Raw genomic sequence first — 23687 nt, 5'->3', positions numbered from 1 at the left:
AGATTCTAAAAGGCAAAAAAGAGTGAGGCAATATCTCCGTGAGAACATACTATAAGAAGTTGTTTGGGCACAAATCAACTCTCACTCTTTTTCACTTAAATATGTTAAATTTATTATTTTTAAATTTCACAACAAACATAGGAGGCACGGATTAGCACGGAAATATTTTTCATCGTCCGCGTTTGTAACGCGGATAGACGAGCACGGCGATTGTATCGCCACCAATTCGAACAATCCAAAATCAATCTTCTATTTTCGAATGGTGCTTAGTGTCTTTCATTGTTGTGTATAAAACGAGTGAGACTAAAATACAACCCGTAACATACCAGTAGAAATAACTTTCGTGACCAATATTTTTAAACCACAAAGCAAAATACTCGGCTGTTCCGCCAAAAATGGCTACTGTTAAAGCATAAGGCAAACCTACGCCCAAAGCCCTGATTTCGGCCGGAAAAAGCTCGGCTTTCACAACGGCATTGATGCTGGTATAGCCACTAACAATAATCAGTGCGGCAATCATCAGCAGGAATATGATGGTGGTATTGGTTTCGTGGGTTAAACCGGTTAAAATCGGGTAAGTACATAAGGTGCCCAGCACACCAAAACCAATGAGCAGGGGTTTTCGTCCGATCTTATCAGACAACAAGCCAAATAAGGGTTGCATAATAGCAAACACCAGCAGCGAAATAAACGACAATGTAGTTGAAGTTTCTTTACTTAAATGCACGGTATTAACCAGAAATTTCTGCATGTAGGTACTGAAGGTATAAAAAGCGATGGTTCCGCCAAGGGTAAGCCCCACTACAGTAAAAACTTCTTTAGGGTATTTTAACAATACTGCAATCCCTCCTTTTTTATCGGCCGATTGTTTACTTTTAAAAGCAGTGGTTTCATCGATATGCCTCCTTAAATATAAAGCAACAAAGGAAAGGATGGCACCAATAAAAAACGGAATCCGCCAGCCCCAATCGTGTAACTCAGCAGGTGTTAAGAGCCAGTTCTGCAAAATTAACTGAATACCGAGTGCGAGTAATTGCCCGCCGATTAAAGTTACATACTGAAAACTCGAATAGAAGCCGCGATGCTTTTTGGTGGCCATTTCACTCAGGTAGGTGGCAGAAGTACCATATTCGCCGCCAGTGCTTAAGCCTTGAATTAACCTCGCAAAAATTAACAGTAAAGGTGCTGCAATCCCAATCTGCTTATAGCCCGGTGTTAAGCCGATAATCAGTGAGCCAATGGCCATAATCAATACCGAAAGTGTCATTGAGCGTTTACGGCCCAGCTTATCGGCAATGCTTCCAAATAACCAGCCGCCAATGGGGCGCATTAAAAAGCCAACGGCAAAAATACCGGCAGTATCCAATAATTGTGCGGTTGGATTGCTGTTCGGGAAGAAAGCTGGCGAAAAATAAAGGGCAAAAGCCGAATAAGTATACCAATCGTACCATTCGACCAAATTACCTACAGAGCCACCAAATATTGATTTTAACCGATATTCTACATCTTTAATTTCGTGCTGTGATAATGTTTCCTTCATGTGGAATAATTGAATGAGTAGGTTTTTGAATGATTGATTGATTGAATTTCAAATGAAACATTAGGGCCAACAATTCGGTTCTTATTCAAAAATATAATAATTTTATAAAGAAAGCGAGGGGCTTTGGAAGGGATTTCTATCCAATCATGCCCTCATCCACGAATCAATCATTAAAACAATGAAAGATAACTTTTCTACACAATCTGAAGGATATGCCATTTACAGGCCAACTTACCCCCAAGCGCTGTACGATTATCTGTTTAAGCTAACCGAAAACAAGCAAGCTGCATGGGATTGCGCCACCGGAAACGGACAGGTTGCACGTGTGTTGGCCCAACATTTTGATGCGGTTTATGCTACAGACATTAGCGAAAATCAATTGAAAAATGCGTTAAAACTTCCGAATATAACCTATAACGTTGAAGCTGCTGAGCAAAGCTCGGCCGTTGATAATAGCTTCGATCTTATCACAGTAGCACAGGCCATCCACTGGTTTAATTTTGAAGCCTTTTATGCAGAGGTAAAAAGAACGCTAAAACCCAACGGACTTTTCGCTGTGATTGGCTACGGCATCATGTTTATCGATAAGAAAGTGGATAAGGCCGTTCATAAACTTTATGAGGATATTTTGGGAAAATACTGGGACAATGAACGCCGCTATATCGAAGAAAGTTATAAAACCATTCCTTTCCCCTTCGAAGAGTTGGTTACGCCACATTTTCAGATTAAAGTTACCTGGAATTTTAATCAGTTAATTGGCTATCTAAATACCTGGTCGGCACTACAACACTATAAAAAGGCCAACGAACGCAACCCGCTCGAATATATGTTTACCGAGCTAAAGGAAGCCTGGGGCGATGCTGCAGAAAAGGATGTACATTTCCCGGTTTTATTGCGGGTTGGAAGACTTATTTAACCGCAAAGAAAAGAAGTTGTCGCAAAGAGCGCAAAGCAGGATATTTAACCAATACTCAGCGTTTCTTTGCGAAAATCTTTGCGCACTTTGCGGTTAATATGCTATTTAATCAAATCCAAAATACCCAAAACCGTTAGCTTTTTCTGCTCGCCGCTTTGCATATCTTTTAAAGTAAGTTCTCCGCTGGCCATTTCGTCGCCACCAATTAAAATTACGTAAGGAATGTTTTTGGCATCGGCATAGGCCATTTGTTTTTTAAGCTTGGCCGAAGTTGGGTAAAGCTCGGTAGCAATGCCTGCATTTCTGAATTGTTGTAAAATCGGCAAGGCATATTTTTCAGCCTCAGCATCAAAATTACTAATCAGTACTTTTGTTCCAACCTCTGCTGATGCCGGGAAAAGATTAAGCTCTTCCAATACATCGTAAATGCGATCGGCACCAAACGAAACGCCTACACCGGTTAAATCTTTTAATCCGAACATCCCCGTTAAATCGTCGTAACGACCTCCGCCGCCAATGCTGCCCATGGCCACTTCGTTGGTTTTAACTTCGAAAATGCAACCTGTATAATAGTTTAGTCCACGGGCCAGGGTAATATCCAGTTCCAGTTTTGCGGTTAATGGCAAACTGTACGAAATAAGGCTTTCTACATAAGCAAAAACCTGCTCAATTTCGGCAATACCTTTTAAACCAGTTTCCGAAGTAGCCAAAACTTCTTTTAGGCTGGCCAGTTTTTCTTCGTTACTGCCTTCAAGCAAAATCACCGGACGCAGCTTTTCTAAATCCTGTTCGGTAAAACCGCGTTCTAAAAGTTCTTTGCTTACGCCATCTAAACCAATTTTATCCAGTTTATCGATGGCAACGGTCATGTCTATAATTAAATCCGGTTTACCAATAATTTCGGCAATACCTGATAAAATTTTACGGTTATTAATTTTGATGCTGAAATCTTTCAGCCCCAGTTTGGCTAAAGCTTCGTTGTAGATGAGGATGAATTCTGCTTCATTTAATAAACTTTCAGAACCTACCACATCCACATCGCACTGGTAAAACTCACGGTACCGGCCTTTTTGTGGTCTGTCGGCACGCCAAACCGGCTGCACCTGAAAGCGTTTAAAAGGCAAAGTAATATCATTCTGGTGCATCACCACATAACGTGCAAAGGGCACTGTTAAATCGTAACGCAAAGCTTTTTCAGAGATTAATGAAACCAGTTTATTGCTGTTTTCTTCTTCAGCAAAATCAAAAGATTTCTTTTTAGGATCTTTCAGAAATTCGCCGCTGTTTAATATTTTAAAAATCAGTTTATCGCCTTCATCGCCATATTTACCGGTTAAGGTTGATAGGTTTTCGAAACTTGGCGTTTGAATTTCGGCATAGCCATATTTTTTGAAAACTGTTTTAATGGTATCGTAAATAAAGTTACGCTTTACCATTTCAACCGGAGAAAAATCGCGCGTACCTTTTGCTAATGAGGGTTTAATAACTGACATAGCCGCAAAAATACAAAGTTTTCGTCATTGCGAGAAGGCTTTTTCAGCCGACGAAGCAATCTTACAACGATCGCTACATGCGTGCGCATTAAGATTGCTTCGTGCCTCGCAATGACGAATTATTTTCAAACTATTTCCCCAATACCTCTTTCACCATTTCCCGGTTCGGTTTACTTACCGGTATTTTATCGCCGCTATCCATCAGTAATGTACCGCCATCTTCTTTCAGCCAGCTTTTTACAAATTGCGGGTTAACCAAATGGCTTTGATGCGTACGGATAAAACCATGGGGTTTTAGTAAATCTGAATATTCCTTTAACGGTTTCGAGATCAAGATCCTGTCGCCATTAGCCAGAAAGAAAAACGTATAGGTATTATCGGCCACACAACGGACTATATCTTCAACCGAAACATACCGGATTTCGTGCTGTTGGGGTAACGCAATTTTAGGTATGCCGGGTTCGCTTTTTTTAATCTGACTCAACAAAAAATTAAGCTGCTCGCCATGTACCTTTTTTTTAATCCTGATTTCGGCCTTGTCAACCGCTATTTTCAGTTCATCGGGATCAACTGGTTTTAACAGATAATCTAAAGCGGCAGACTTTACCGCCTGAATGCCGTAATTATCGTAAGCGGTAACAAAAACCACTTCGAAGGTTTTTAGGGTAAGTTTGTTCAGCAGATCGAAACCTGTGGTTTTGCCCATCTGGATATCAAGAAAAAGTAAATCCGGATGGTGCAGGTTAACCTGCATAAAAGCCTCATCAATGTTGGTTACACAGGCAACCACTTTAATGTCTGGACAATGTTTGGCCAGTAAAATCTTTAAATTATCGAGATTGGCCGTTTCATCATCTACTAAAATTGCCCGCATATTATAACCATTGAGTAAGTGTAATTTTAACCGTTGTTCCCTCATCCCCCGACTGGATATCGAGTACAAAGGGCGTTTCCTTGTAAATAGAATTGAGTAAAGATATCCGGTTTTTGCTCAATGCCATTCCTAAACCCTCGTATTTTGTTGAGCTATCGAAACCCGTTCCATTATCGGTGATGCCCAATACCAGATCTGTTTCCTGCTTAATAAAATTGATTTCAATCTTACCCAGATTTCCCTTTTCTGCTACCCCATGCTTAACCGCATTTTCTACAAAGGGCTGCAGCAACATGGCCGGAATTTCAATATTCTCGGCATCCAGATCGGCCGAAGCACTTATGGTGTACTGAAAGCCAAAACGCAGTTGCTCCATTTGTAAATAATCATCCAACAGGGTTTTCTCTGAGGTTAAACTAATCAGATCTTTGTTTTCGAGTACATTACGCGTTAAACGGGCAAATTTATTCAGATAGCGGTTAGCGTTATCGGTTTCATTTTTGTTCATTAGCGTTTGAATACCGGCCAGCGCATTAAACAAAAAGTGCGGGTTTAATTGTGAACGGACCGAAGCCAGTTGAAGCCTGGCCATTTCCTTATCACGATGTTTTAAAGCTAATTTTTTGGCTTCCTTCTTTTTAATATAGGTTATAGCCGCTCCGAAAATCGCACCACATACTGCGCATAAGATTAAGCCGTAAATGATGAGCTGTTTTTGGGAGAAAAGCTTAGCATTGTTTTTTTCGGGTAATACTGTAAACTTATAGCTAGCCGCTTTTTCCTTTAAATAATAAATTGGCGTTCCACCGGGAGATAACAATTTTGGTGTTAAAATAAGTTCGTACTCTCCTGGCTCTTTCCAAAATTCTTTATAAATGTAGAACCGGCCTGAGTAGTCACCCAAATCAAGCGTTTCGGTATTACCTTTTATTTTCCTAATCAGTTGTGCACGATAACTATGGTTAAATCCAGCAAACCAAACACTCAGACGAACCAAAGAATCGCCTAGAAAAAATTTCTTGTCGTTTAATGATGTTGTTTCTATGATATTGTTAAACTTAAGATCTTTAACCATATCTAAACCTGCATAAAACGGACCTCCTGAGAGTTTTTTCTTAAAATACTCAACCCCAAAATCAATTTTAGGTCTTAATATTGGCCGCCAATCTACTAATATGGCATCTCTTTCACGATAATCATTAACATTATAGATCTCTATTTTTAAATAGCCATTTCTTTGAGAGGGGTAATTTCCTAAGTAAGCATACTCTGTCTTACCATCAGCAGTTTTCTTAAATTCTGACGGGATTGTCCATCCTACAATTTCCTTTTTATCGTTAGTTACTACGTGATACCGATAATCTTTAGCCGTTTCCCTTGTAATTTTAACATCTGCAAATTCAACATTCGCATTTCCATCAATAATAAATGAGCCCAAATATGCCCAATTCCCCCAATTCCAGTTGTTGCCCTCGTAAACCTTTGATTGTGTATTAGACTGAAAACGGATGGCTAAATTTTGATAGCGACTATAAAGCTGCTGTCCGATCGAAAAATTGAACCGATCTTTAGCAATAGATTCCAAATTCTTCCTAAGTGCAATCTTTTTCAATTGATGAGGTGTTGCCTGCCTGACATCAATCATATAGCCATCTACAAACTCTAAATACTTTTTATTTATACCAATATCAACTTTGTTTTGTGCGAATAAGCCTTGTACAATAGCCAAAAAGAAGGAGAAGAGAATTATTTTTTTCATGCGTTTAATTTTTTCATAAACATCTTGCAAAAAAGCTGGTTACGAAAGTTTAAAACAGGATACGGCACGAATAACCTTGTAAACGGAGGGATTTGAACAGAATTTATGGCTTTAGGGAAATGATTGAATTTTGAATGAGTGAGCGATTGAAGGGTTAAGCACAATACTTATTCTCTCATTCAAAATTTAGTCATGCTAACATTCAAACAATGATGTCAAAGCGGAATTTACCCCCCAGCCTTTTTAGCCTTATAACCATCTTTTTGCAGAATGCCCATCACCTTATCACGCACATCACCCTGGATCATGATTTCGCCATCTTTAACCGAGCCACCAACGCCACATTTGGTCTTAAGCATTTTACCCAGTACCTCTAAATCTTCGGTACGGCCTTTAAAACCTGTAATTAAGGTAACTGCTTTACCTCCACGGTTCTTCTTATCGAGCATTACCCGTAAATCCTGCTGGTTATTGGGCGAAGTAACGGTATCATCAACTTCTTCCTGGTACTCGAAATCGGGATTGGTAGAATACATAATTCCGCCAAGGTCGCTTAAACTATTTTTCTTTGGTTTCATGCTTTATTAATGTAATATGGGAGATGTAAAATGGATGATGGTTATTGCTTCAGTAGCTATTCGTTCATTGGTGAATTGCCAGTTTAATCTTCGCTTTACGCTAGGCGCTTAACGCTTTTCTCAAGGTACAATTACCTGTAAAGATAAGGGATTTACAAGTGCTTCGATTTCGGTGCCCATTTGTAAAGGCTCGCCATCTACGTGTACCGCTCCGGCTTTTTCCCGTATAATTTTAATGTGTTTTCCTTTAATAATTTCAATCATATCCGATCTTTCTGCTGTGCCCCTTAACATTACATAACCCAAAACAGGCAATTTTATTATCGGGAAGGGTTTAATGATACAAACATCGAGCAAACCATCTTTTACCGAAGCGTTAGGCGCAATGTACACATCATTACCATACTGCGAAGAGTTGGCAATACTAATGGCAAAGGCTTTTCGGGTATAGGCTGTACCATCAATATTCAACTGATAGGTTTGCGGTTTATAATTAAAAACTTCCTGAAAGCCCAGTTTCACATATCCCGATAAACCGCGCTTTTTATCCTTCGAAAAAACAGCACTTAAATGTGCATCGAACCCCATACCGGCCAGGTTAAAAAAACACTTCTGGTTAAACTCAGCTGTATCTACCCGCTCCGTTCTAAAATTATTGATCAGGCTCAAGGCATGCTTTAAATTTTTGGGGATTTTTAAAAACCTGGCCAGTCCATTGCCCGAGCCCAAGGGCAAAATGCCAAGTATTTTATTGTGCTTAAGTACTTTGGTGGCTACTTCGTTAATGGTTCCATCACCGCCTGCGGCAACAATTACATCAAAATTTTTAGTCGCCGCTTCATCGGCCAGCTCGCCTGCATGCCCCACATATTCGCTAAACACAAAGTTCGCATTAAACTTTTCCTTGTCCAGGTATTGATCGATAAAATCGGGGATACGCAGCTTTCCTCTCCCACCCGAGATGGGATTGATTATAAAGAGGATATTGATCTTTGTGTGCAAAGTGTAAGATTGAAAGCACAAAATAATCTATAATTTTTGAAATAAAGAAAATATGCTAATTTTGCAGCAGTAAAAAAGTGGATTGATTTGCTATCCCGACACTTCGGGACCGGATTGCAACCACTTAAAAAAATTGCTAATGCCTCCTTTCAATCATTTTACCACCTGTTTCCAAGGGGTTTGGCAATTATTAATTTGTTTATTTATCATTAATTTATTTAATAAATGTCGTATTTATTTACATCAGAATCTGTTTCTGAGGGGCACCCAGATAAAATTGCCGATCAAATTTCGGATGCATTAATTGATAACTTTTTAGCTTTCGATCCAGAATCAAAAGTAGCCTGCGAAACTTTGGTTACTACTGGTCAGGTTATTTTAGCTGGTGAGGTAAAATCTAAAACTTATTTAGATGTACAGCAGATTGCCCGCGATGTGATCAAGAAAATTGGTTATACCAAAAGCGAATATATGTTTGAGGCCAACTCTTGCGGAATTTTATCTGCTATCCACGAGCAGTCTCAGGATATTAACCAGGGTGTAGATAGAAGCAACAAAGAAGAGCAAGGTGCCGGCGATCAGGGTATGATGTTTGGTTATGCAACCAACGAAACTGCCGATTACATGCCTTTGGCCTTAAACCTATCGCACAAGCTTTTACAGGAACTTGCAGTTTTAAGACGCGAAAACAACGAAATTAAATACCTCCGCCCGGATGCAAAAAGCCAGGTTACCTTAGAATACGACGATAACAATAAACCTGTTCGTATCGATGCGATTGTAATTTCTACACAGCACGATGATTTTGATGAAGAAGCGGCGATGTTAGCTAAAATCAAAACTGACCTGGTAAATATTTTAATTCCACGTATCATAAAAAGCAATCCGCAATACGCGCATTTGTTTAACGATAAAATCGAGTACCACATTAACCCAACCGGTAAATTCGTAATCGGTGGTCCGCATGGCGATACTGGTTTAACCGGCCGTAAAATTATTGTAGATACTTACGGTGGTAAAGGTGCTCATGGTGGTGGTGCATTTTCGGGTAAAGATCCAAGTAAAGTAGATAGAAGTGCTGCTTATGCAACCCGTCATATCGCTAAAAACTTAGTAGCAGCAGGTGTTGCTGATGAGATTTTGGTACAGGTATCGTATGCTATTGGTGTTGCTAAACCAATGGGTATTTACATCAACACTTACGGAACAGGTAAAGTTGGTAAAACCGATGGCGAGATTGCTAAAATTGTAGAATCGATTTTCGATATGCGTCCTTACTTTATTGAGCAACGTTTAAAATTGAGAAACCCGATTTATAGCGAAACTGCTGCTTACGGACACATGGGTCGTACACCTGAAACAGTAAGCAAAACTTTCAGAACACCAAACGGTGAAGAAAAAACGGTTACCGTTGATTTGTTTACCTGGGAGAAATTAGATTACGTAGATCAGGTTAAAGCTGCTTTCGGCATTTAATCGATCAGGATATAAATTTAAAAAAAGGCGTTTTGCAGCAGTGCAAAACGCCTTTTTTATTGTGCATCACTTACGAAGTCGGCACGGGTCTGGGCTAAACTTCCGAAGTTTGACAGGCCTATTGCGTTAGCTAAACTTCGGAAGTTTAGCTAAGGTTATATTTCAGTTCGTGGTGACTGCCCTGCTCTACTACCTGCCCCTTATCCAGCACAATAATCTTATCGGCATTGTTTAAAGTACTCGAGCGGTGGGTAATTACAATTACTGTTTTTTGTTCGGCTTTTAAAAGGGCAATCATTCTTTGTACATGCTGCTCCGAAACCGCATCGAGTGAAGAGGTTGCTTCATCCAGGATCAGGATTTCAGGATCGCGGTATAATGCCCTGGCAATGGCAATACGCTGGCGTTGTCCACCCGATAAACTGGTGCCATTTTCACCCAAATAAGTTTGAAAGCCTTTGGGTAAAGCTTCTATAAAGCCCATCAATCCCAGCTTACTGGCAATATCAATAATCCGCTGCATATCGGGTTCCTCTTCCCCAATGGCGATATTTTCAATCACATTGCCGGCAAACAAATCTATTTGCTGTGGCACTACCGATATCATCCGCCTCAGCGAAGCATTGGTAATGTATTTGAGGTCGTAATTGCCAATGCGCACATTGCCTGATTGGATAGGGTAAATATTTTGCAGGATCGACATTAAAGTCGATTTCCCCGATCCGCTTTCGCCCACAATGGCCGTAAATTTTCCCTGTGGGATGGTTAAATTCAAATCCTCAAAAATAGCCAGTCTTTTCCCATAGCGAAACGATACATTTTCGAAGTGAATATCTCCAATTTTATCGGTGCTTAATTCAATCTGGTTTTCGTCGGTTTCCCTTTCCAGATCCATGATCTCAAATAAACGATCGGCAGCAATAACCGCATCCTGCACCGTTTTGTTCATGCCAATAAGCGATGAAACCGGGCCGGTAAAATAACCGATCAGGGTATAAAACGATAGGAGTTCGCCAGGGGTAATCGAATTGCTCAGCACATAGCCTGCACCTACCCAAAGCAAAATAATGGTAATGATACGCGAAACAAATTCGGTTGAAGTACCCGATGCCACGGCATTGAGGTTAGATTTAAAGCCTGCCTGCAATAATTTAATAAAACGCGTTTCGGTTTTTTCGTTGGCATGTTCCTCTAAACCAAAACGCTTAATGGTACCCACGGCATTTAAACTCTCTACCAGTTGCGATTCGAGCTCGGCTGCGTCTTCCATTAACCGGCGCTGGGTACGCTTGTTAAACTTGTCGGTTATAAAATAGATAACGAGGTATAAGGGAATAACGGTAAGCGTTATCAATGCCAGTTTCCAGTAGTAGGTAAACATCATGATAAACGAAAAGAAAACAATAAAAATGTTGACCAGAAAGTTTACGCATACATCATTCAAAAAGGTACGGATTTTTACCGCATCGTTAATCCGCGAGATAATTTCGCCCACCCGCATGGTATCAAAAAACTGTTGCGGCAGGCGGAGCAGATGTTTGTAATAGCCTAAAATAAGCTTCGCATCAATCAACTGACCGGTTTTTAAGGTAAAAACAGTTTTAGCCGAACCTATAAAAAGCTGAACCACCAAAATTACCATCATCGAAATGCTCATCAGGTTGAGCAGATTCTGATTACCATCGACCAACACAAAGTCGACCAGTTTTTGTACAAAAATAGAGGTAGATAAACCCAACACAGTATAAACAACTGCACCAAATAAAACTTGTGTCAGAATGCCTTTGTGCGGTTTAATCAAATTCCAAAACCTTCCCTGAATTGATTTTTTTTCATTGCCAACCTGAAAATTCTCTGATGGCAATAACAGTACCAATGCACCAGTCCACTCCTTTTTAAATTCATCATGTGTTTTACGATGCACGTTCCCATCTATAGGGTCCATCACCTCTATAAACTTGTTGTTTACTTTATATATCACTACAAAATGCTGCAGAATGTCATTTACAATAATATGTGCAATTGCAGGTGTAGGAATTTTAAATAAACTATCAAAAGGGGCTTTTACGCCTTTAGCCTCAAATCCCAATTTTTGGGCAGCTTCTACCAGGCCTAAAACCGTAGTTCCTTTTTTATCTGTTCCGGCAAGCTGCCTGATACGGGCAACCGCTAAATTTAATTTGTAATGCGAGGCTACTGAGGCCAGACAAGCCGCACCACAATCGGTAATATCTCTTTGCTTAACCTTCGTACTCATGGCCTGTTATGTTTTTTTGATTAAGTTTGGATTAACCCAGTCGTCTACCTTATCGTAAAGCAATTGAAATAAACTGCGATCGGTTACTTTAAAACGGGCAGTAAAGTTCATTCCCTTTTTTAAATAACCTTTGTAACCGTTTTTAAGCATCAGGAAATTTTTATTCATCAGGCATTTTACTTTAAAGGCAGGTTGGTTACCGTTTAAAATCACAATATCGTCGGCAATATCAATCACCTTGCCCACGGCCAGGCCCCACTGGTTATAGTTATAGGCATTAATCTGAAAGTGCACTTCCTGTCCTTTTCTGATCAGTCCAATATCGGATGGGTTGATGTAGCAATAAGCTGCCAAACCGGCATCGGGCGAAACCTCTCCGATTTTTTGGTTGGCAAAAACATAGGCTCCGTTTTGTATTCCAACTAAGTTCTGAACCGATCCATCAATCGGAGCCCGGAGCACATACTGCTTTTTTTGTTCGTTAATTTCGGCTTGCTGGCCCGACAGCTCTCGCAGCTCGTTCCGGTAGCCATTAGCTTCGGTTTGCCACTGGGTTTTATATTTGGTACGTACCATGAGATAAACCGATTCGGCCTGCTCCAGTTCGTATTTGTATTTTTCATATTCAGATTGCGTAAGCACTTTATTCTGGTACAATTTATTGTAACGCGCAAAAGTGCTTGTGGCCTGCCGTTTGGCAATACCGGCATTTTTTAATTCCTGCATGTATTGCTGCCAGGAGGCTACATATTGCCCGGTTTGAAGGCCGGAAGAATTGCCATTAAATGATAAAAGGTTGTTTATATCCTGCAAAAAACGGGTAATCTGGTTTTTGCGCGTTTCAACCAGCGCATCCTGCTGTTTGGGTAATCCGGCATCAATAGCCAGGAGGGTATCTCCCTGTTTCAGTCTTTTGTTATCGGCAAGTTTATACTGTATTAAACGGCCGTTTACGGGTACAATAAGTTCGGTTTTCTCGATGGTTGATTGTAAAATACCCGTACCATTGATACTAATCGGTATTTTAATAATGGGAAGGGCCACAAGCACCACTAAAATGGCCACAATGGTAACCATGTAAATTAACTGGCTGGGCTTACTGATTTGGGAACGATAAACGAGAGCGGTATTGGAAATTTTTTCGGTAGAGTAGTTGGTTAAAGCCATAGTATTTAGTTGATAAAGCATCCGCTATCCTGAAAAATCAGAACAGCGGATACGATAACTTTGCTTATAAGCTCCAAACAAGTTTCAAAACATTGGTTACTGTTTTGTTTAAAAATGTAGAAGTATCGGCACCAACTGAGTTTAAAGCAGTTGAAAGAGAAGCTAAAACTTCGGTTAAAGTATTGTTAACAATACCACCACCTTCAACTTGTGACATTTCGGTTTTGTTCATTTCCTGAACACCAAGATTGTTTAATTCTAAACTTTTCATACTAGATTTTTTTGAGTTTTAAGCTCCCTACTCTTTAAAGGCTTTTCGGGATTGCCGCCTCATGCCTTGGCCAAACACTGCGACGAATGTAATCATATTAGCAACACAGACGTAGTATTAAGCATCTAACAAAAAACTAACTCAGACTTAACAAAGCCCTTAAAACAGCCTAAACGAGCTCCATTTGGCCTAGCTACTCCAAAATCATTGTATTATTTATCATATTCAATTTATTCATTAGAAAAAAATCACAGCATATTCGTTTTATTCGCTGATTTTAGGGTCAATACGACCTGTTTACATGCCTTTCGATTTCATAAATGCCGATTCTTCATTACTGATATGGTCATCATCTATTGCATACGATTTGATACCCGCAATTTTCATTTCATCTATCAGATCTACAAAATCCTTGAATTTGGATGTTGCAGTAGGTTTGATAATCACAATCATATATTTTGCCGGATTATTGGCGTGTGTTTTGGCCACTTTAAGCTCATTTGCGTTAATCACCTCCTGTATGTTTTTAACCGCCACCACTTTCATTTCTGCCCCAGCTGTGGTTCCCATGTAACAAACCGACTGGCTGTTCTTTCCCAATAAAATGGTCATGGTTCTGGATGCGGGATAATCAAGAAGAGTGCCATCGGTTTCATAGGGTTTTGCAATATCTGCCGCATTGAGCGAGCCCAATGAAGTAGTGAGCATAAAAAATGTGGTTAGTAAGAACATCAGATCTACCATTGCGGTAAGGTCTACCCTTGGTGCTGTTTTTTTGGTTCTTCCTTTTGCCGCTTTGCGGCCTTGCGATTCGTTTAGCGTTGCCATAATGTTTAGGTTTTTTATGATGATGACAACAGACCTGAAATTGCATAAAAAAAGCGGCTAAAAATTAACCGCTTAAAAAGTAATCTAATACAACATTTACTCAATCTATAACAATCATTTCATTAATAGACTTCTCGGCTCCATTATATTCCGCTCGAAGTGACGAAAAGACTACTTAACTGCTTCGATAACCCCACAGCCTACCCTTGGACCCGAGTTGCCTGTAGGTTGCGTGGTATAATCGTCGGTACCGCCGTGCACAATAATCCCTCTGCCAATAATATTTTTAATATCCCCATCTTTAATGCTCCAACGGTCGGTGGTTACCGATAAGGTTGCATGTCCTTTATTATCCAGCATAATATTTCCGATATCGCCACTGTGGTAAGCTGCTGAGCCCCATTTTCCGTGTGCCTCTTTGGTAGGGTTCCAGTGTCCGTGGGTGTTTTCGCCCATGTTACCGCAATCGCCATGTTCGTGAAAATGAACAGCTACATTACTATCTGCCCTTGCTGCAAAATTCATTTCAATATCGAGTTTAATCTTTCCATCGCTTAGCTCGTAAAATTTAGCCGTACCGATACTTTTAGATGGATCGGCTGTTTCAGTCAGGTTGGCTTGTGCCACTTCTTTATCGGTTTTGGTACATGCACTTAAAAAGGCTGTGCCGGCAATCAACAGGCTTAAAAAATATTTTTTCATGGTTTAAAAAATTTAGTTTAAAGAGAAACAGCCTGAAAACCATTTGGTTTGGTTTAAAATCATTTGGGTAAAACCATTTCGACAGCTACTTGTTTAACTTGTATAAAATCGTACAACCATGGAACAGCCAATTGCAATGAACACTTTGAGTCAAATTTTGGAGAAATTGAGGCTGAAAGGAAAAGATAACGAATTAAAAATGAGCGATCACGGCAAGATGCAAAGCAAAACGCTGGGTACCATTTATAAACCAGAAGATTTAACCATCGTAAAAACATATCGCTTTGAAGGTGATTCCGACCCTGCAGACAATTCAGTATTGTACCTCGTAGAAGATCAGGATAAAAACATTGGCTATATTTTGGATGCTTATGGCATCTATTCGGATAACGAAGGGCCATCTTTTGATGATTTTTTAAAGAAAATCCCGACCGAAAACAGGGATGAACAGGAACTGTTTTGTTAATAACCTATTGATACATCTGAAAAGGAGAATTGGAATAATCTGATTCTCCTTTTTTTATTTAAAAAAATCTGGAAAGTGATAATTCCGTAATTTTGCGCCTCAATTACGAGCCCCCAGATGAAAAGCAAATTAAATATCCCACCTATACCCGCTGTTTTACTCTCTATTATCAGCGTACAGTGCGGAGCTGCAATTGCGAAAGGGCTTTTCCCGCAAATCGGGGCTGCTGCAACAGCATCGTTGAGAATAGGATTATCAGCTATTATTTTATTGATTGCTTTCAGGCCGAACCTGCTTAAATTAAATTTTAAGCAGTGGAAATATGTGATCTTGTATGGCATTTGTTTGGGTACCATGAACATGGTGTTTTACATGGCCATAGCCAGAATACCTGTAGGACTTGGTGTAACGTTAGAGTTTGTTGGCCCATTACTTCTGGCCATTTTTGGCTCAAAAAAAACTATCGATTTTTTGTGGGTAATACTGGCGGCAACGGGCATTGCTTTGATTGCTCCCTGGACCAACACCGGACTTGACATTGTAGGTGTATTGCTGGCACTTTTAGCAGGCGTTTTTTGGGCGGGTTATATCATATTGGGCGGACGAATTTCGAAAATCATGAAGGGCGGCGATGCCGTTGCTATAGGCATGTTGTTTGCCACTGTTGTAATCCTTCCTTTTGGTATTTTTGGTGGCGGCTTAGGCCAGTTAAATCCAAAACTACTGGGATTGGGGGCTGCACTTGCTCTACTATCAAGTGCTATTCCCTTTACCCTCGAAATGCGTGCACTTAAACAATTGCCTGCACGTACATTTAGTATCTTAATGAGTCTCGAACCGGCGATGGCTTCGCTGGCAGCACTGGTATTTTTACACGAATATCTTTCGCTAAAAGAGTGTTTCGCCGTTGCATTTGTAGTAATTGCCTCCGCAGGTTCGTCGCTTACAGCCCGCCGGGCAAAATTGTAATTTAAGCCAGTTTATCTGTTTTATAAATGGCAATACTTTCTGTTAGCTCAGCAGCTCTGGCAACAAATGCCTGAATATAGGGTTGGCCATTGTGAAAATCCAAACTCGTCTGATCTTTCCATTCTTCCTGAAAAATGAAGGTTTCCTGATCGGCAGCTTCGTGTAGATCGTACTGGATGCAAGCGGCTTCCTGTCGCGAATTTACGACCATATCCAATAACACGGCTTTTAATTCGGCTGTGGTTTCTTTTTTACTTTTAACTATTGCAGTTAGATAGAGACTCATATACTTCGGTATTTAAAAAGGTTTCTGTTAAATGTTCGGTGTATCTTTTAAGATCTGTTAGGATATCGGCATTTTTTTCTACATCATGAAAATGGACACCGTTAATTCTTTCCATGCCAGTAAAAGCGTTCATCCGGTGGAAACCAAATAGTACGCCATCGTCTACACTGGTTTCCATAAAAAACTCCCCAGGTAAGGTAAATGCTTCTTTAGGTGCATTCCATGAAGAGGTTACCATATATTTTCGGCCATGTAACATCCCTCCGGTACCGTAATTACGCGTTGGGTTATCCGATTTGCGGCCGTCGCTCAGGTAAATACCGCTGTTATGACCTTCGGTAAATACCACATCAATGTATTGTTTAAAAGCATGTGGCACCTGGAACCACCAGATTGGCGTATGGTAAATTACCACATCGGCCCAAACATATTTAGCTACCTCTTCTTTAGGGTCGTAAGCCTCGTTAATGTTGGTTGTTTTCACTTCAAATTCAGGCAATTGCGAAAAGAAATCAATTGTAGCATTGGTAATGGTTTCGTTAAACTTTCCGCCGGAGTGGCCAAATTTCTGACCACCGTTTATGATGAATATTTTTGTCATTTCGTTTTTTTTATTTTGATGACACAAAATTACATCGCCCATTTCTATTATTAAAACAAGTTAATTTATAGATTTGTATCAGAATTATAATAACAAGATTATGGTTAATTTAGAGTGGTACAGAAGTTTTAAGGCAATTTATAAAACAGGAACCCTAACAGGCGCGGCCGAAAATTTGTTTATATCGCAACCTGGCGTGAGTTTACACCTCAGTTCGTTAGAAAGCTATGTAGGCTACAAGTTATTTGAACGCACTGGCCGGAAGATGATCCCCACAGAAAAGGGAAAGGTACTTTATAATTTCATTGTAGAGCCCTTGGCCAAACTCGAAGATGCTGAAAAGCACTTTCAGAAAAGTACGGAGAAACACACCCCAACCATTAGTGTAGGCATGTGCTTTGAAACTTTTCAGATTACGCTCGAACAATACATTTCTACGCTTCCATTTAATGTAATTATCCGTTTTGGCGAATATCCCGAAATGCTCGATCAATTGGATAAGGGGATCTTAGATTTAATTATTACCCCACAAAAAGGGAATTCTCCTAACATAGAGCATGAAGCTTTTTCATCAGAAACGATTGTTTTGGTAGGTGGAATAGAAACTGATGGGGAGGCTTTTAATGCGCTTGCAAAAAAGAATGATCAGGAAGGTATGGAAGACTGGCTAAAACAACAGAAGTGGTACGGAACCGCCGGAGATATGGAGCATCTTTTGCGTTTCTGGCAGCTTAATTTTGGTAAACATGCCGATTTCCGCCCGAATTATATTGTACCGAACTTAAATTCTATTGTACGCTGCTTATCTGGTGGTAAAGGTTTAGCCATTATTCCCGATTTTCTTTGCAAGAAAGAAGTAGAGGAGCAAAAAATAAAGGTGATTTGGGAAGGCAGCAGCAAACTTAAAAACACCTTATACTTTGGTTGTCGAAAAAACACTCAGTACGCTACTGAAATTGGTGTAATTAAAAACCTTTTTAAGGAAGTTATGGTGAGTATTTGATCTGCAAAGCGTTATCAGCCTTAAACCTGTAACGCTTTGCAGGTATTTTTTACATGTTTAAACCGTCAAGCAATTCATCATCAACCAGGTTGGGCAATGTTACAGTTAAGGATGGGCTACGTTCCATTTCGCGTTCGATAGCAAAACGGGCTTCTTTATTTCGCGCCCAGCTTCTTCTCGCTATGCCATTATTCACATCGTAAAAAAGCATATTCTGTAATTTTTCGGCGGCCTCTTCTGTTCCATCGAGCACCAATCCAAAACCACCATTGGTTACTTCGCCCCAGCCCACGCCTCCGCCATTGTGTATAGAAACCCAGGTAGCGCCTCTAAAACTATCGCCAATTACATTATGAATGGCCATATCTGCAGTAAATCGGCTTCCATCGTAAATATTACTGGTTTCCCTGAATGGCGAATCTGTTCCACTCACATCGTGGTGATCTCTACCCAAAACCACCGGAGCAGATAATTCGCCGGTTTTAATAGCCTGGTTAAACCGCAAGGCAATTTTTGCCCTGCCTTCAGCATCAGCATATAAAATCCTGCTCTTAGAGCCTACCACCAGCCTATTCTCTTTGGCTGCTACAATCCAGTTGATATTATCCTGGAGTTGTTGCTCTATTTCGGCAGGGGCCTGAAGTTTAATTTCCTCCATCACCTCTTTTGCTATGCGGTCGGTGATATCCAGATCCTTATCACTACCTGATGCACATACCCACCTAAACGGACCAAAACCATAATCGAAACACATGGGACCCAAAATATCTTCTACGTAGGATGGATACCTAAAATCGATTCCATTTGGAGCCATAATATCAGCTCCTGCGCGGCTGCATTCTAAAAGAAAAGCATTGCCATAATCGAAAAAGTAGGTGCCTTTAGCCACATGGCGGTTAATGCTGGCTGCCTGGCATTTTAGCGAATTCTGAACATAGTTTTTAAATTCCTCAGAAGCCTCCGCCATAAGCACATTGGCTTCATTAAAGCTTAAACCAACAGGATAGTACCCGCCGGAATACGGATTGTGCAGCGAAGTTTGATCGGAGCCAATGGTCACTTCAATCGATTCTTCATCAAAACGTTCCCAAACATCAACTACGTTGCCCAGATAAGCTAAAGATACTGTCTCCTTATGGTCCTGGGCTAATTTCACCCTTTCAACCAGTTCATCCAACCCTTCAATCAACTCATCCACCCAGCCCTGCTCTTTTCGTTTATGAGCGGCATGCGGATTTACTTCTGCACAAACCGTTATACAGCCAACAATGTTACCTGCTTTGGTTTGTGCCCCACTCATTCCTCCTAATCCGGCTGTTAAAAATATTTTCCCGGCGGTATCTTTACCATAAAAGCCTTTTTTTCTAAAAGCATTCATTAGAGTAATAGCGGTACCATGTACAATGCCCTGTGGACCGATGTACATGTACGATCCAGCAGTCATTTGGCCATATTGCGTTACCCCAAGGGCATTAAATTTTTCAAAATCAGCTGTAGACGAATAGTTCGGCACCATCATACCATTAGTAGCCACCACGCGCGGTGCAGCTGTATTGGAGGGGAACAAGCCTTGCGGGTGACCGCTGTACACATTTAAAGTTTGCTTATCGGTCATGGTAGCAAGGTATTTCATGGTAAGCAGGTATTGTGCCCAGTTCTGAAAAACACTGCCATTTCCACCGTAAGTAATCAACTCCTCAGGATGCTGTGCAATGGCCGGATCGAGATTGTTCTGAATCATCAACATGATGGCAGCAGCCTGAATGGTTTGGCAAGGATATTCGTTAACTGGCCTCGCATAAATCGCGTAATCCGGCATAAAACGGTACATGTAAATGTGTCCGTAGCTATCCAATTCAGCTAAAAATTCGAGAGCAAGTTCACTGTGCCACTTTGCCGGGAAGTAGCGCAATGCGTTTTTTAAAGCCAGTTTCTTTTCAGTTGTATTCAAAACAGCTCTCCTTACGGGAGCATGGCTGAGTTGAGGATTTCTGTCCTTTGCTTTCGGTAGTTCTGCTGGTATACCGGCTAATATTTCTGCTGCAAAATTCATGTCTTACAAGGCTAAATTAATTAAGTGTTTGTTCTGCCTGCTCAGCAACCGAGACCACCTTACCTGTTTGCACAAGGCTTATAGCAGTTTCCATTCTATCGTACATAATCTGATCTTCTTCAAAATGATCAATTTCTGAACGCACGAAATTATGTACAGCGACTAAAATTTTACCGGGTTTTAATGGTGCATGGTAATCAACAGCCTGTGCTGCACAGAAAAGTTCGATACCCAGAATTTTTTCTACGTTTTCTATCACCTGTAAAGCTTTTCTTCCACTGATAGAGCCCATACTCACGTGGTCTTCCTGCCCCAGTGAAGTTGGTATACTATCGGCACTTGCCGGAAAACAAAGTCCTTTATTCTCACTCGCTAAAGCCGCTGAGGTGTATTGCACAATCATAAAACCAGAATTTAAACCGGTTTCACGCATCAGCAATTTCGGTACACCAGGCGTATTTCCTTCCAGCGAAAGGTAAATCCTACGGTCGCTGATATTGCCAATTTCAGAGGCAGCTAAACAAGCATAATCCAATGGCAAAGCCAAGGGTTGTCCGTGAAAATTCCCACCACTTATGGTAAGCTCATCACTAAATATTACCGGATTATCGGTTACCGAATTTAATTCTATTTCTACCGCTTCTTTTAAATGCTGCCAGGCGGTACGTGAAGCACCATGAACCTGTGGGATGCACCTTAACGAATAAGGATCCTGTACCTTGGCGCAATCAGAATGCGAGGGCATAATTTCTGAGCCCTGCAAAAGTCTACTGATTTGAGCAGCTACAGCAATATTGGCAGGGTAAGGTCTTAACTGATGCAAGCGGGGATGGAATGGTTTTTCAGATCCCTTTAAACCTTCGATCATCATCGCAGAGATAATATCAGCAGATTTAAGCACATTTTCTAAACGAGAAACCACTTTGACCGCATGGGCAGCGATAAACTGCGTGCCATTAATCAAGGCCAGCCCCTCTTTTGGTCCAAGTTGCAAGGGTTGCATCTGATAATCCTGCAGCAACTTTTCGGTTGCCACAATCTCATTTTTATAATGCAGCTTTCCCAATCCTATTAAAGGCAGAAAAAGATGTGATAAAGGTGCCAGATCTCCCGACGCACCCACAGATCCCTGTTTTGGAACTACTGGCGTAGCACCAACCTCTAAAAACCAGATCATTCTATCCAGTGTTTCAATCCGGATACCCGAGTAACCTTGTGCCAGGGACTGTAGCTTCAATACCAGCATTAGCCTGGATATTTCCATGTCGATGGGTTCTCCAACACCTACGGCATGGCTTTTCAGAATATTTTCCTGTAGTTTACGGGTATCTACAGCCGAGATCATCGACGTACACAGTGGCCCAAAGCCCGTATTAATACCATAAACGGCTTTATCAGCAAGTGCAATCCGTTCTACAACTTTGCTACTTTCGATCACTTTTTCGCGAACGGCCGGGCTAAGTACCCCTTTTAAATTGCCATTACCAATAGCCAAAGCTATATTGGCCGTTAAATGATCTGTTCCGTAGTTAAAAATCTGCTCGCTCATGTTAGAAAAGGTTTTAAACAAAAATAACTCGTATATTTGATACCTATAAATACCAATTACATCATCATGTAATAACCATGGGTTATCAAATAGAGTTAAGGCATTTTAAATATTTTCAGGTACTGGCAGAAGAACTGAAGTTCAGGAAAGCTGCCGACAGGCTTTTTATTTCTCAACCCGGACTTAGCCGGCAGATTAAACAGATGGAGGAAATTTTTAATGCCCAGCTATTCGATCGAACCAAGAAAAAGGTAACCCTTACCCAAGCCGGATTATACCTTAAAACAGAAGTCGATTTCCTGTTTAGCCATATTGAGAACATAAAAAAGCATCTCAGCGATATCAGTGAAGGCAAACAAGGTGAACTCCGAATCGGTTTCCTGGGATCGGCAGCTCAAAAAATTGTGCCGGAGCTAATTTTCAGGTTGAACAAAGATTTTCCGGAAATCAGAACAAACCTCGATGAAATGCCAAACAAGCTGCAGATTGAATTGCTTGAAAAAGATATGCTTGATGTAGGCTTTGTGCGCATACAACATTTTAAGGAAGGCATATCTAAGCACGTCATCCACCAGGATACTTTCTCGTTGGTGCTCCCCAAAAACCATCCGCTCGAAAAGGCTAGCTTCGAGGAAGTCCAGAAACTGGGGAACTCACCTTTTATCTTTTTCTCGAGTGATGACAGCCCATTTTACTACGACTTGATTATGAGCATTTGCGAGGATCATGGTTTCAAACCCAAAACTTTTCACAAATCGGTTAATGCTTTAACGATATACAAGCTCGTTGAGGAAGGTTTGGGCATTGCCATTGTACCTACTGCACTTCAATATGGCTATAAAGAAAATGTAAAATTTGTAGAACTTACGCATATCCTACAACGTACAGAACTCTACATGATCTGGAAAGATGCAAACAGAAATCCGGCATTAAAAAACGTGATTAATTTATTATTGAATAACGAACATTAATTATCTGATAGGATATTACTAGTTTGAATGTAGCAGATTAATCGAATGCAACCTGATCTGGCCCTGAGAGCTTATTGATATGGCATGCACACTCACCACCACTAACTTTAATTATTGCAGATTTAGTTTGGTTAGTTTGTACTGATGTGCCTGTAATTTTTAAATTATCTCCTCCTTCTGATAAACTTCTGGTATTTCCATCATCAACAATAATGAAGGCCCCTTTTATCAAATTACTGTTAGCACTGGAATTTGTGGTTACTTTTGCACCTGTTCTTTGGTTAATTACGCTAAAATCTTTTACTTCTGCCCCCTCGCCTTTATTATCCATAAACCGAAAAACCACCGATCTAAACTCGTAGGTACACATCTTATCCAGACAATCGGATTTAGCTTTGTTCTTTTTGCAACTCAGGACGCTAAGCCCGATAAATAATGCCAATATCGTTTTTTTCATCATCATATTTGGTTTCAAATAAAACGATAGCAGAACCCCAAACGCTACAAAACAAATAACTTTAAGCTTTATACTAATTTATCTTCATTATTTATTCAGTAGTACAAAAGCAGTGCTTTTAGGTTAGGTTCCGTCCTGCTGTGCGTTGCAATCCTTTTGAAAGCTTAACGCGAGCGGTGTTAATTCGTTCCAGCCAAAAGGGATTTCCACTGCCGTCAGGGCTATTATTAAAAGCTTAAAGCAAAAAATTAAAGACTAAAGCAGGTATATCTCGTTTTGAACTTTAAGATTTAAGCTTTAGTCTAAAAAATGCCCTAAAACAAGAAAACCCTTTAACATTGTTGTTAAAGGGTTTCTTTTAAGATTTGGCACCGACCTACTCTCCCACGTGTTACCGCAGTACCATCGGCTCTGGTGGGCTTAACTTCTCTGTTCGGAATGGGAAGAGGTGGACACCACCGATATAGGC

At 40.5% G+C, this 23687-nt stretch carries 22 protein-coding genes and 1 rRNA gene; 6 read left to right on the top strand and 17 right to left on the bottom strand.

Features of this window, described 5'->3' with window-relative positions:
- Positions 1 to 241: 241 nt before the first annotated feature.
- A complete protein-coding gene (locus tag HWV58_RS23915; RefSeq protein WP_175636526.1) occupies positions 242 to 1540 on the bottom strand; it encodes an MFS transporter in 1299 nt (432 codons plus the stop codon).
- A 178-nt stretch (positions 1541 to 1718) separates the two neighbouring features.
- Between HWV58_RS23915 and HWV58_RS23910 the strand changes: the two genes are divergently transcribed.
- A complete protein-coding gene (locus HWV58_RS23910) occupies positions 1719 to 2456 on the top strand; it encodes a class I SAM-dependent methyltransferase (protein ID WP_175636525.1) in 738 nt (245 codons plus the stop codon).
- Between the two features lie 101 nt (positions 2457 to 2557).
- Here the strand turns inward: HWV58_RS23910 and hisS are convergent, their stop codons facing one another.
- The 5 genes from hisS to HWV58_RS23885 all read right to left on the bottom strand — a co-directional run bounded on the left by hisS (position 2558) and on the right by HWV58_RS23885 (position 8162).
- Entirely contained in the window at positions 2558 to 3949 is a 1392-nt protein-coding gene (gene hisS / locus HWV58_RS23905) for a histidine--tRNA ligase (protein WP_175636524.1), read from the bottom strand.
- A 130-nt stretch (positions 3950 to 4079) separates the two neighbouring features.
- Complete coding sequence (locus HWV58_RS23900) at positions 4080 to 4823, bottom strand: LytR/AlgR family response regulator transcription factor (protein ID WP_175636523.1); 744 nt, start codon at positions 4821 to 4823, stop codon at positions 4080 to 4082.
- A 1-nt stretch (position 4824) separates the two neighbouring features.
- Positions 4825 to 6582, bottom strand: a complete 1758-nt coding sequence (locus HWV58_RS23895; RefSeq protein WP_175636522.1) for a sensor histidine kinase — start codon at positions 6580 to 6582, stop codon at positions 4825 to 4827.
- 227 nt (positions 6583 to 6809) lie between these two features.
- Complete coding sequence (locus HWV58_RS23890; protein WP_175636521.1) at positions 6810 to 7160, bottom strand: translation initiation factor; 351 nt, start codon at positions 7158 to 7160, stop codon at positions 6810 to 6812.
- 120 nt (positions 7161 to 7280) lie between these two features.
- A complete protein-coding gene (locus tag HWV58_RS23885) occupies positions 7281 to 8162 on the bottom strand; it encodes a diacylglycerol/lipid kinase family protein (protein WP_235972810.1) in 882 nt (293 codons plus the stop codon).
- Positions 8163 to 8387: 225 nt separating this feature from the next.
- Between HWV58_RS23885 and metK the strand changes: the two genes are divergently transcribed.
- On the top strand, positions 8388 to 9638 hold the full coding sequence (metK, locus tag HWV58_RS23880; RefSeq protein ID WP_175636519.1) for a methionine adenosyltransferase: 1251 nt from the start codon (positions 8388 to 8390) through the stop codon (positions 9636 to 9638).
- 145 nt (positions 9639 to 9783) lie between these two features.
- On the opposite strand, the gene HWV58_RS23875 is transcribed toward metK, so the two are convergent.
- The 5 genes from HWV58_RS23875 to HWV58_RS23855 all read right to left on the bottom strand — a co-directional run bounded on the left by HWV58_RS23875 (position 9784) and on the right by HWV58_RS23855 (position 14863).
- Positions 9784 to 11895 (bottom strand): peptidase domain-containing ABC transporter, encoded by a 2112-nt coding sequence (locus tag HWV58_RS23875; protein WP_175636518.1) that lies wholly within the window; start codon positions 11893 to 11895, stop codon positions 9784 to 9786.
- 6 nt (positions 11896 to 11901) lie between these two features.
- Complete coding sequence (locus HWV58_RS23870; RefSeq protein ID WP_175636517.1) at positions 11902 to 13062, bottom strand: HlyD family secretion protein; 1161 nt, start codon at positions 13060 to 13062, stop codon at positions 11902 to 11904.
- Positions 13063 to 13126: 64 nt separating this feature from the next.
- Positions 13127 to 13333 carry a hypothetical protein gene (locus HWV58_RS23865; protein WP_175636516.1) on the bottom strand — a complete coding sequence of 69 codons (207 nt, stop codon included), beginning with the start codon at positions 13331 to 13333 and terminating at the stop codon, positions 13127 to 13129.
- Positions 13334 to 13630: 297 nt separating this feature from the next.
- Positions 13631 to 14161, bottom strand: coding sequence for an ExbD/TolR family protein (locus HWV58_RS23860; protein ID WP_175636515.1), 531 nt, complete (start codon positions 14159 to 14161; stop codon positions 13631 to 13633).
- A 171-nt stretch (positions 14162 to 14332) separates the two neighbouring features.
- A complete protein-coding gene (locus HWV58_RS23855; RefSeq protein WP_175636514.1) occupies positions 14333 to 14863 on the bottom strand; it encodes a superoxide dismutase family protein in 531 nt (176 codons plus the stop codon).
- A 118-nt stretch (positions 14864 to 14981) separates the two neighbouring features.
- On the opposite strand from HWV58_RS23855, the gene HWV58_RS23850 reads away from it, so the two are divergent.
- On the top strand, positions 14982 to 15329 hold the full coding sequence (locus HWV58_RS23850) for a hypothetical protein (RefSeq protein WP_175636513.1): 348 nt from the start codon (positions 14982 to 14984) through the stop codon (positions 15327 to 15329).
- 117 nt (positions 15330 to 15446) lie between these two features.
- The gene (locus HWV58_RS23845) at positions 15447 to 16298 is read left to right on the top strand and encodes an EamA family transporter (protein ID WP_175636512.1); all 852 of its coding nucleotides are present in this window, start codon (positions 15447 to 15449) and stop codon (positions 16296 to 16298) included.
- A 1-nt stretch (position 16299) separates the two neighbouring features.
- Here HWV58_RS23845 and HWV58_RS23840 read toward each other — a convergent pair whose 3' ends face one another.
- Both HWV58_RS23840 and HWV58_RS23835 read right to left on the bottom strand, forming a co-directional pair.
- A complete protein-coding gene (locus HWV58_RS23840; RefSeq protein ID WP_175636511.1) occupies positions 16300 to 16584 on the bottom strand; it encodes a putative quinol monooxygenase in 285 nt (94 codons plus the stop codon).
- On the bottom strand, positions 16556 to 17185 hold the full coding sequence (locus HWV58_RS23835; RefSeq protein WP_175636510.1) for an NAD(P)H-dependent oxidoreductase: 630 nt from the start codon (positions 17183 to 17185) through the stop codon (positions 16556 to 16558). Before HWV58_RS23835 ends, HWV58_RS23840 begins: the two co-directional genes overlap by 29 nt.
- Before the next feature lie 100 nt (positions 17186 to 17285).
- On the opposite strand from HWV58_RS23835, the gene HWV58_RS23830 reads away from it, so the two are divergent.
- Complete coding sequence (locus HWV58_RS23830) at positions 17286 to 18188, top strand: LysR family transcriptional regulator (protein ID WP_175636509.1); 903 nt, start codon at positions 17286 to 17288, stop codon at positions 18186 to 18188.
- A 49-nt stretch (positions 18189 to 18237) separates the two neighbouring features.
- On the opposite strand, the gene HWV58_RS23825 is transcribed toward HWV58_RS23830, so the two are convergent.
- A complete protein-coding gene (locus tag HWV58_RS23825) occupies positions 18238 to 20241 on the bottom strand; it encodes a urocanate hydratase (RefSeq protein ID WP_175636508.1) in 2004 nt (667 codons plus the stop codon).
- Positions 20242 to 20257: 16 nt separating this feature from the next.
- Positions 20258 to 21790, bottom strand: a complete 1533-nt coding sequence (gene hutH / locus HWV58_RS23820) for a histidine ammonia-lyase (RefSeq protein ID WP_175636507.1) — start codon at positions 21788 to 21790, stop codon at positions 20258 to 20260.
- A 77-nt stretch (positions 21791 to 21867) separates the two neighbouring features.
- Here hutH and HWV58_RS23815 point away from each other — a divergent pair, with 77 nt between their 5' ends.
- On the top strand, positions 21868 to 22761 hold the full coding sequence (locus HWV58_RS23815; RefSeq protein ID WP_175636506.1) for a LysR family transcriptional regulator: 894 nt from the start codon (positions 21868 to 21870) through the stop codon (positions 22759 to 22761).
- A 37-nt stretch (positions 22762 to 22798) separates the two neighbouring features.
- Here HWV58_RS23815 and HWV58_RS23810 read toward each other — a convergent pair whose 3' ends face one another.
- On the bottom strand, positions 22799 to 23224 hold the full coding sequence (locus tag HWV58_RS23810; RefSeq protein ID WP_175636505.1) for a hypothetical protein: 426 nt from the start codon (positions 23222 to 23224) through the stop codon (positions 22799 to 22801).
- Positions 23225 to 23581: 357 nt separating this feature from the next.
- Positions 23582 to 23687, bottom strand: a 5S ribosomal RNA gene (rrf, locus tag HWV58_RS23805); the annotation flags it as partial.

Source organism: Pedobacter ghigonis, from assembly GCF_903166585.1.
GTDB lineage: Bacteria > Bacteroidota > Bacteroidia > Sphingobacteriales > Sphingobacteriaceae > Pedobacter > Pedobacter ghigonis.
Note: the sequence above shows the minus strand (reverse complement) of the source record. Positions and strands in the feature narration are given on the sequence as shown.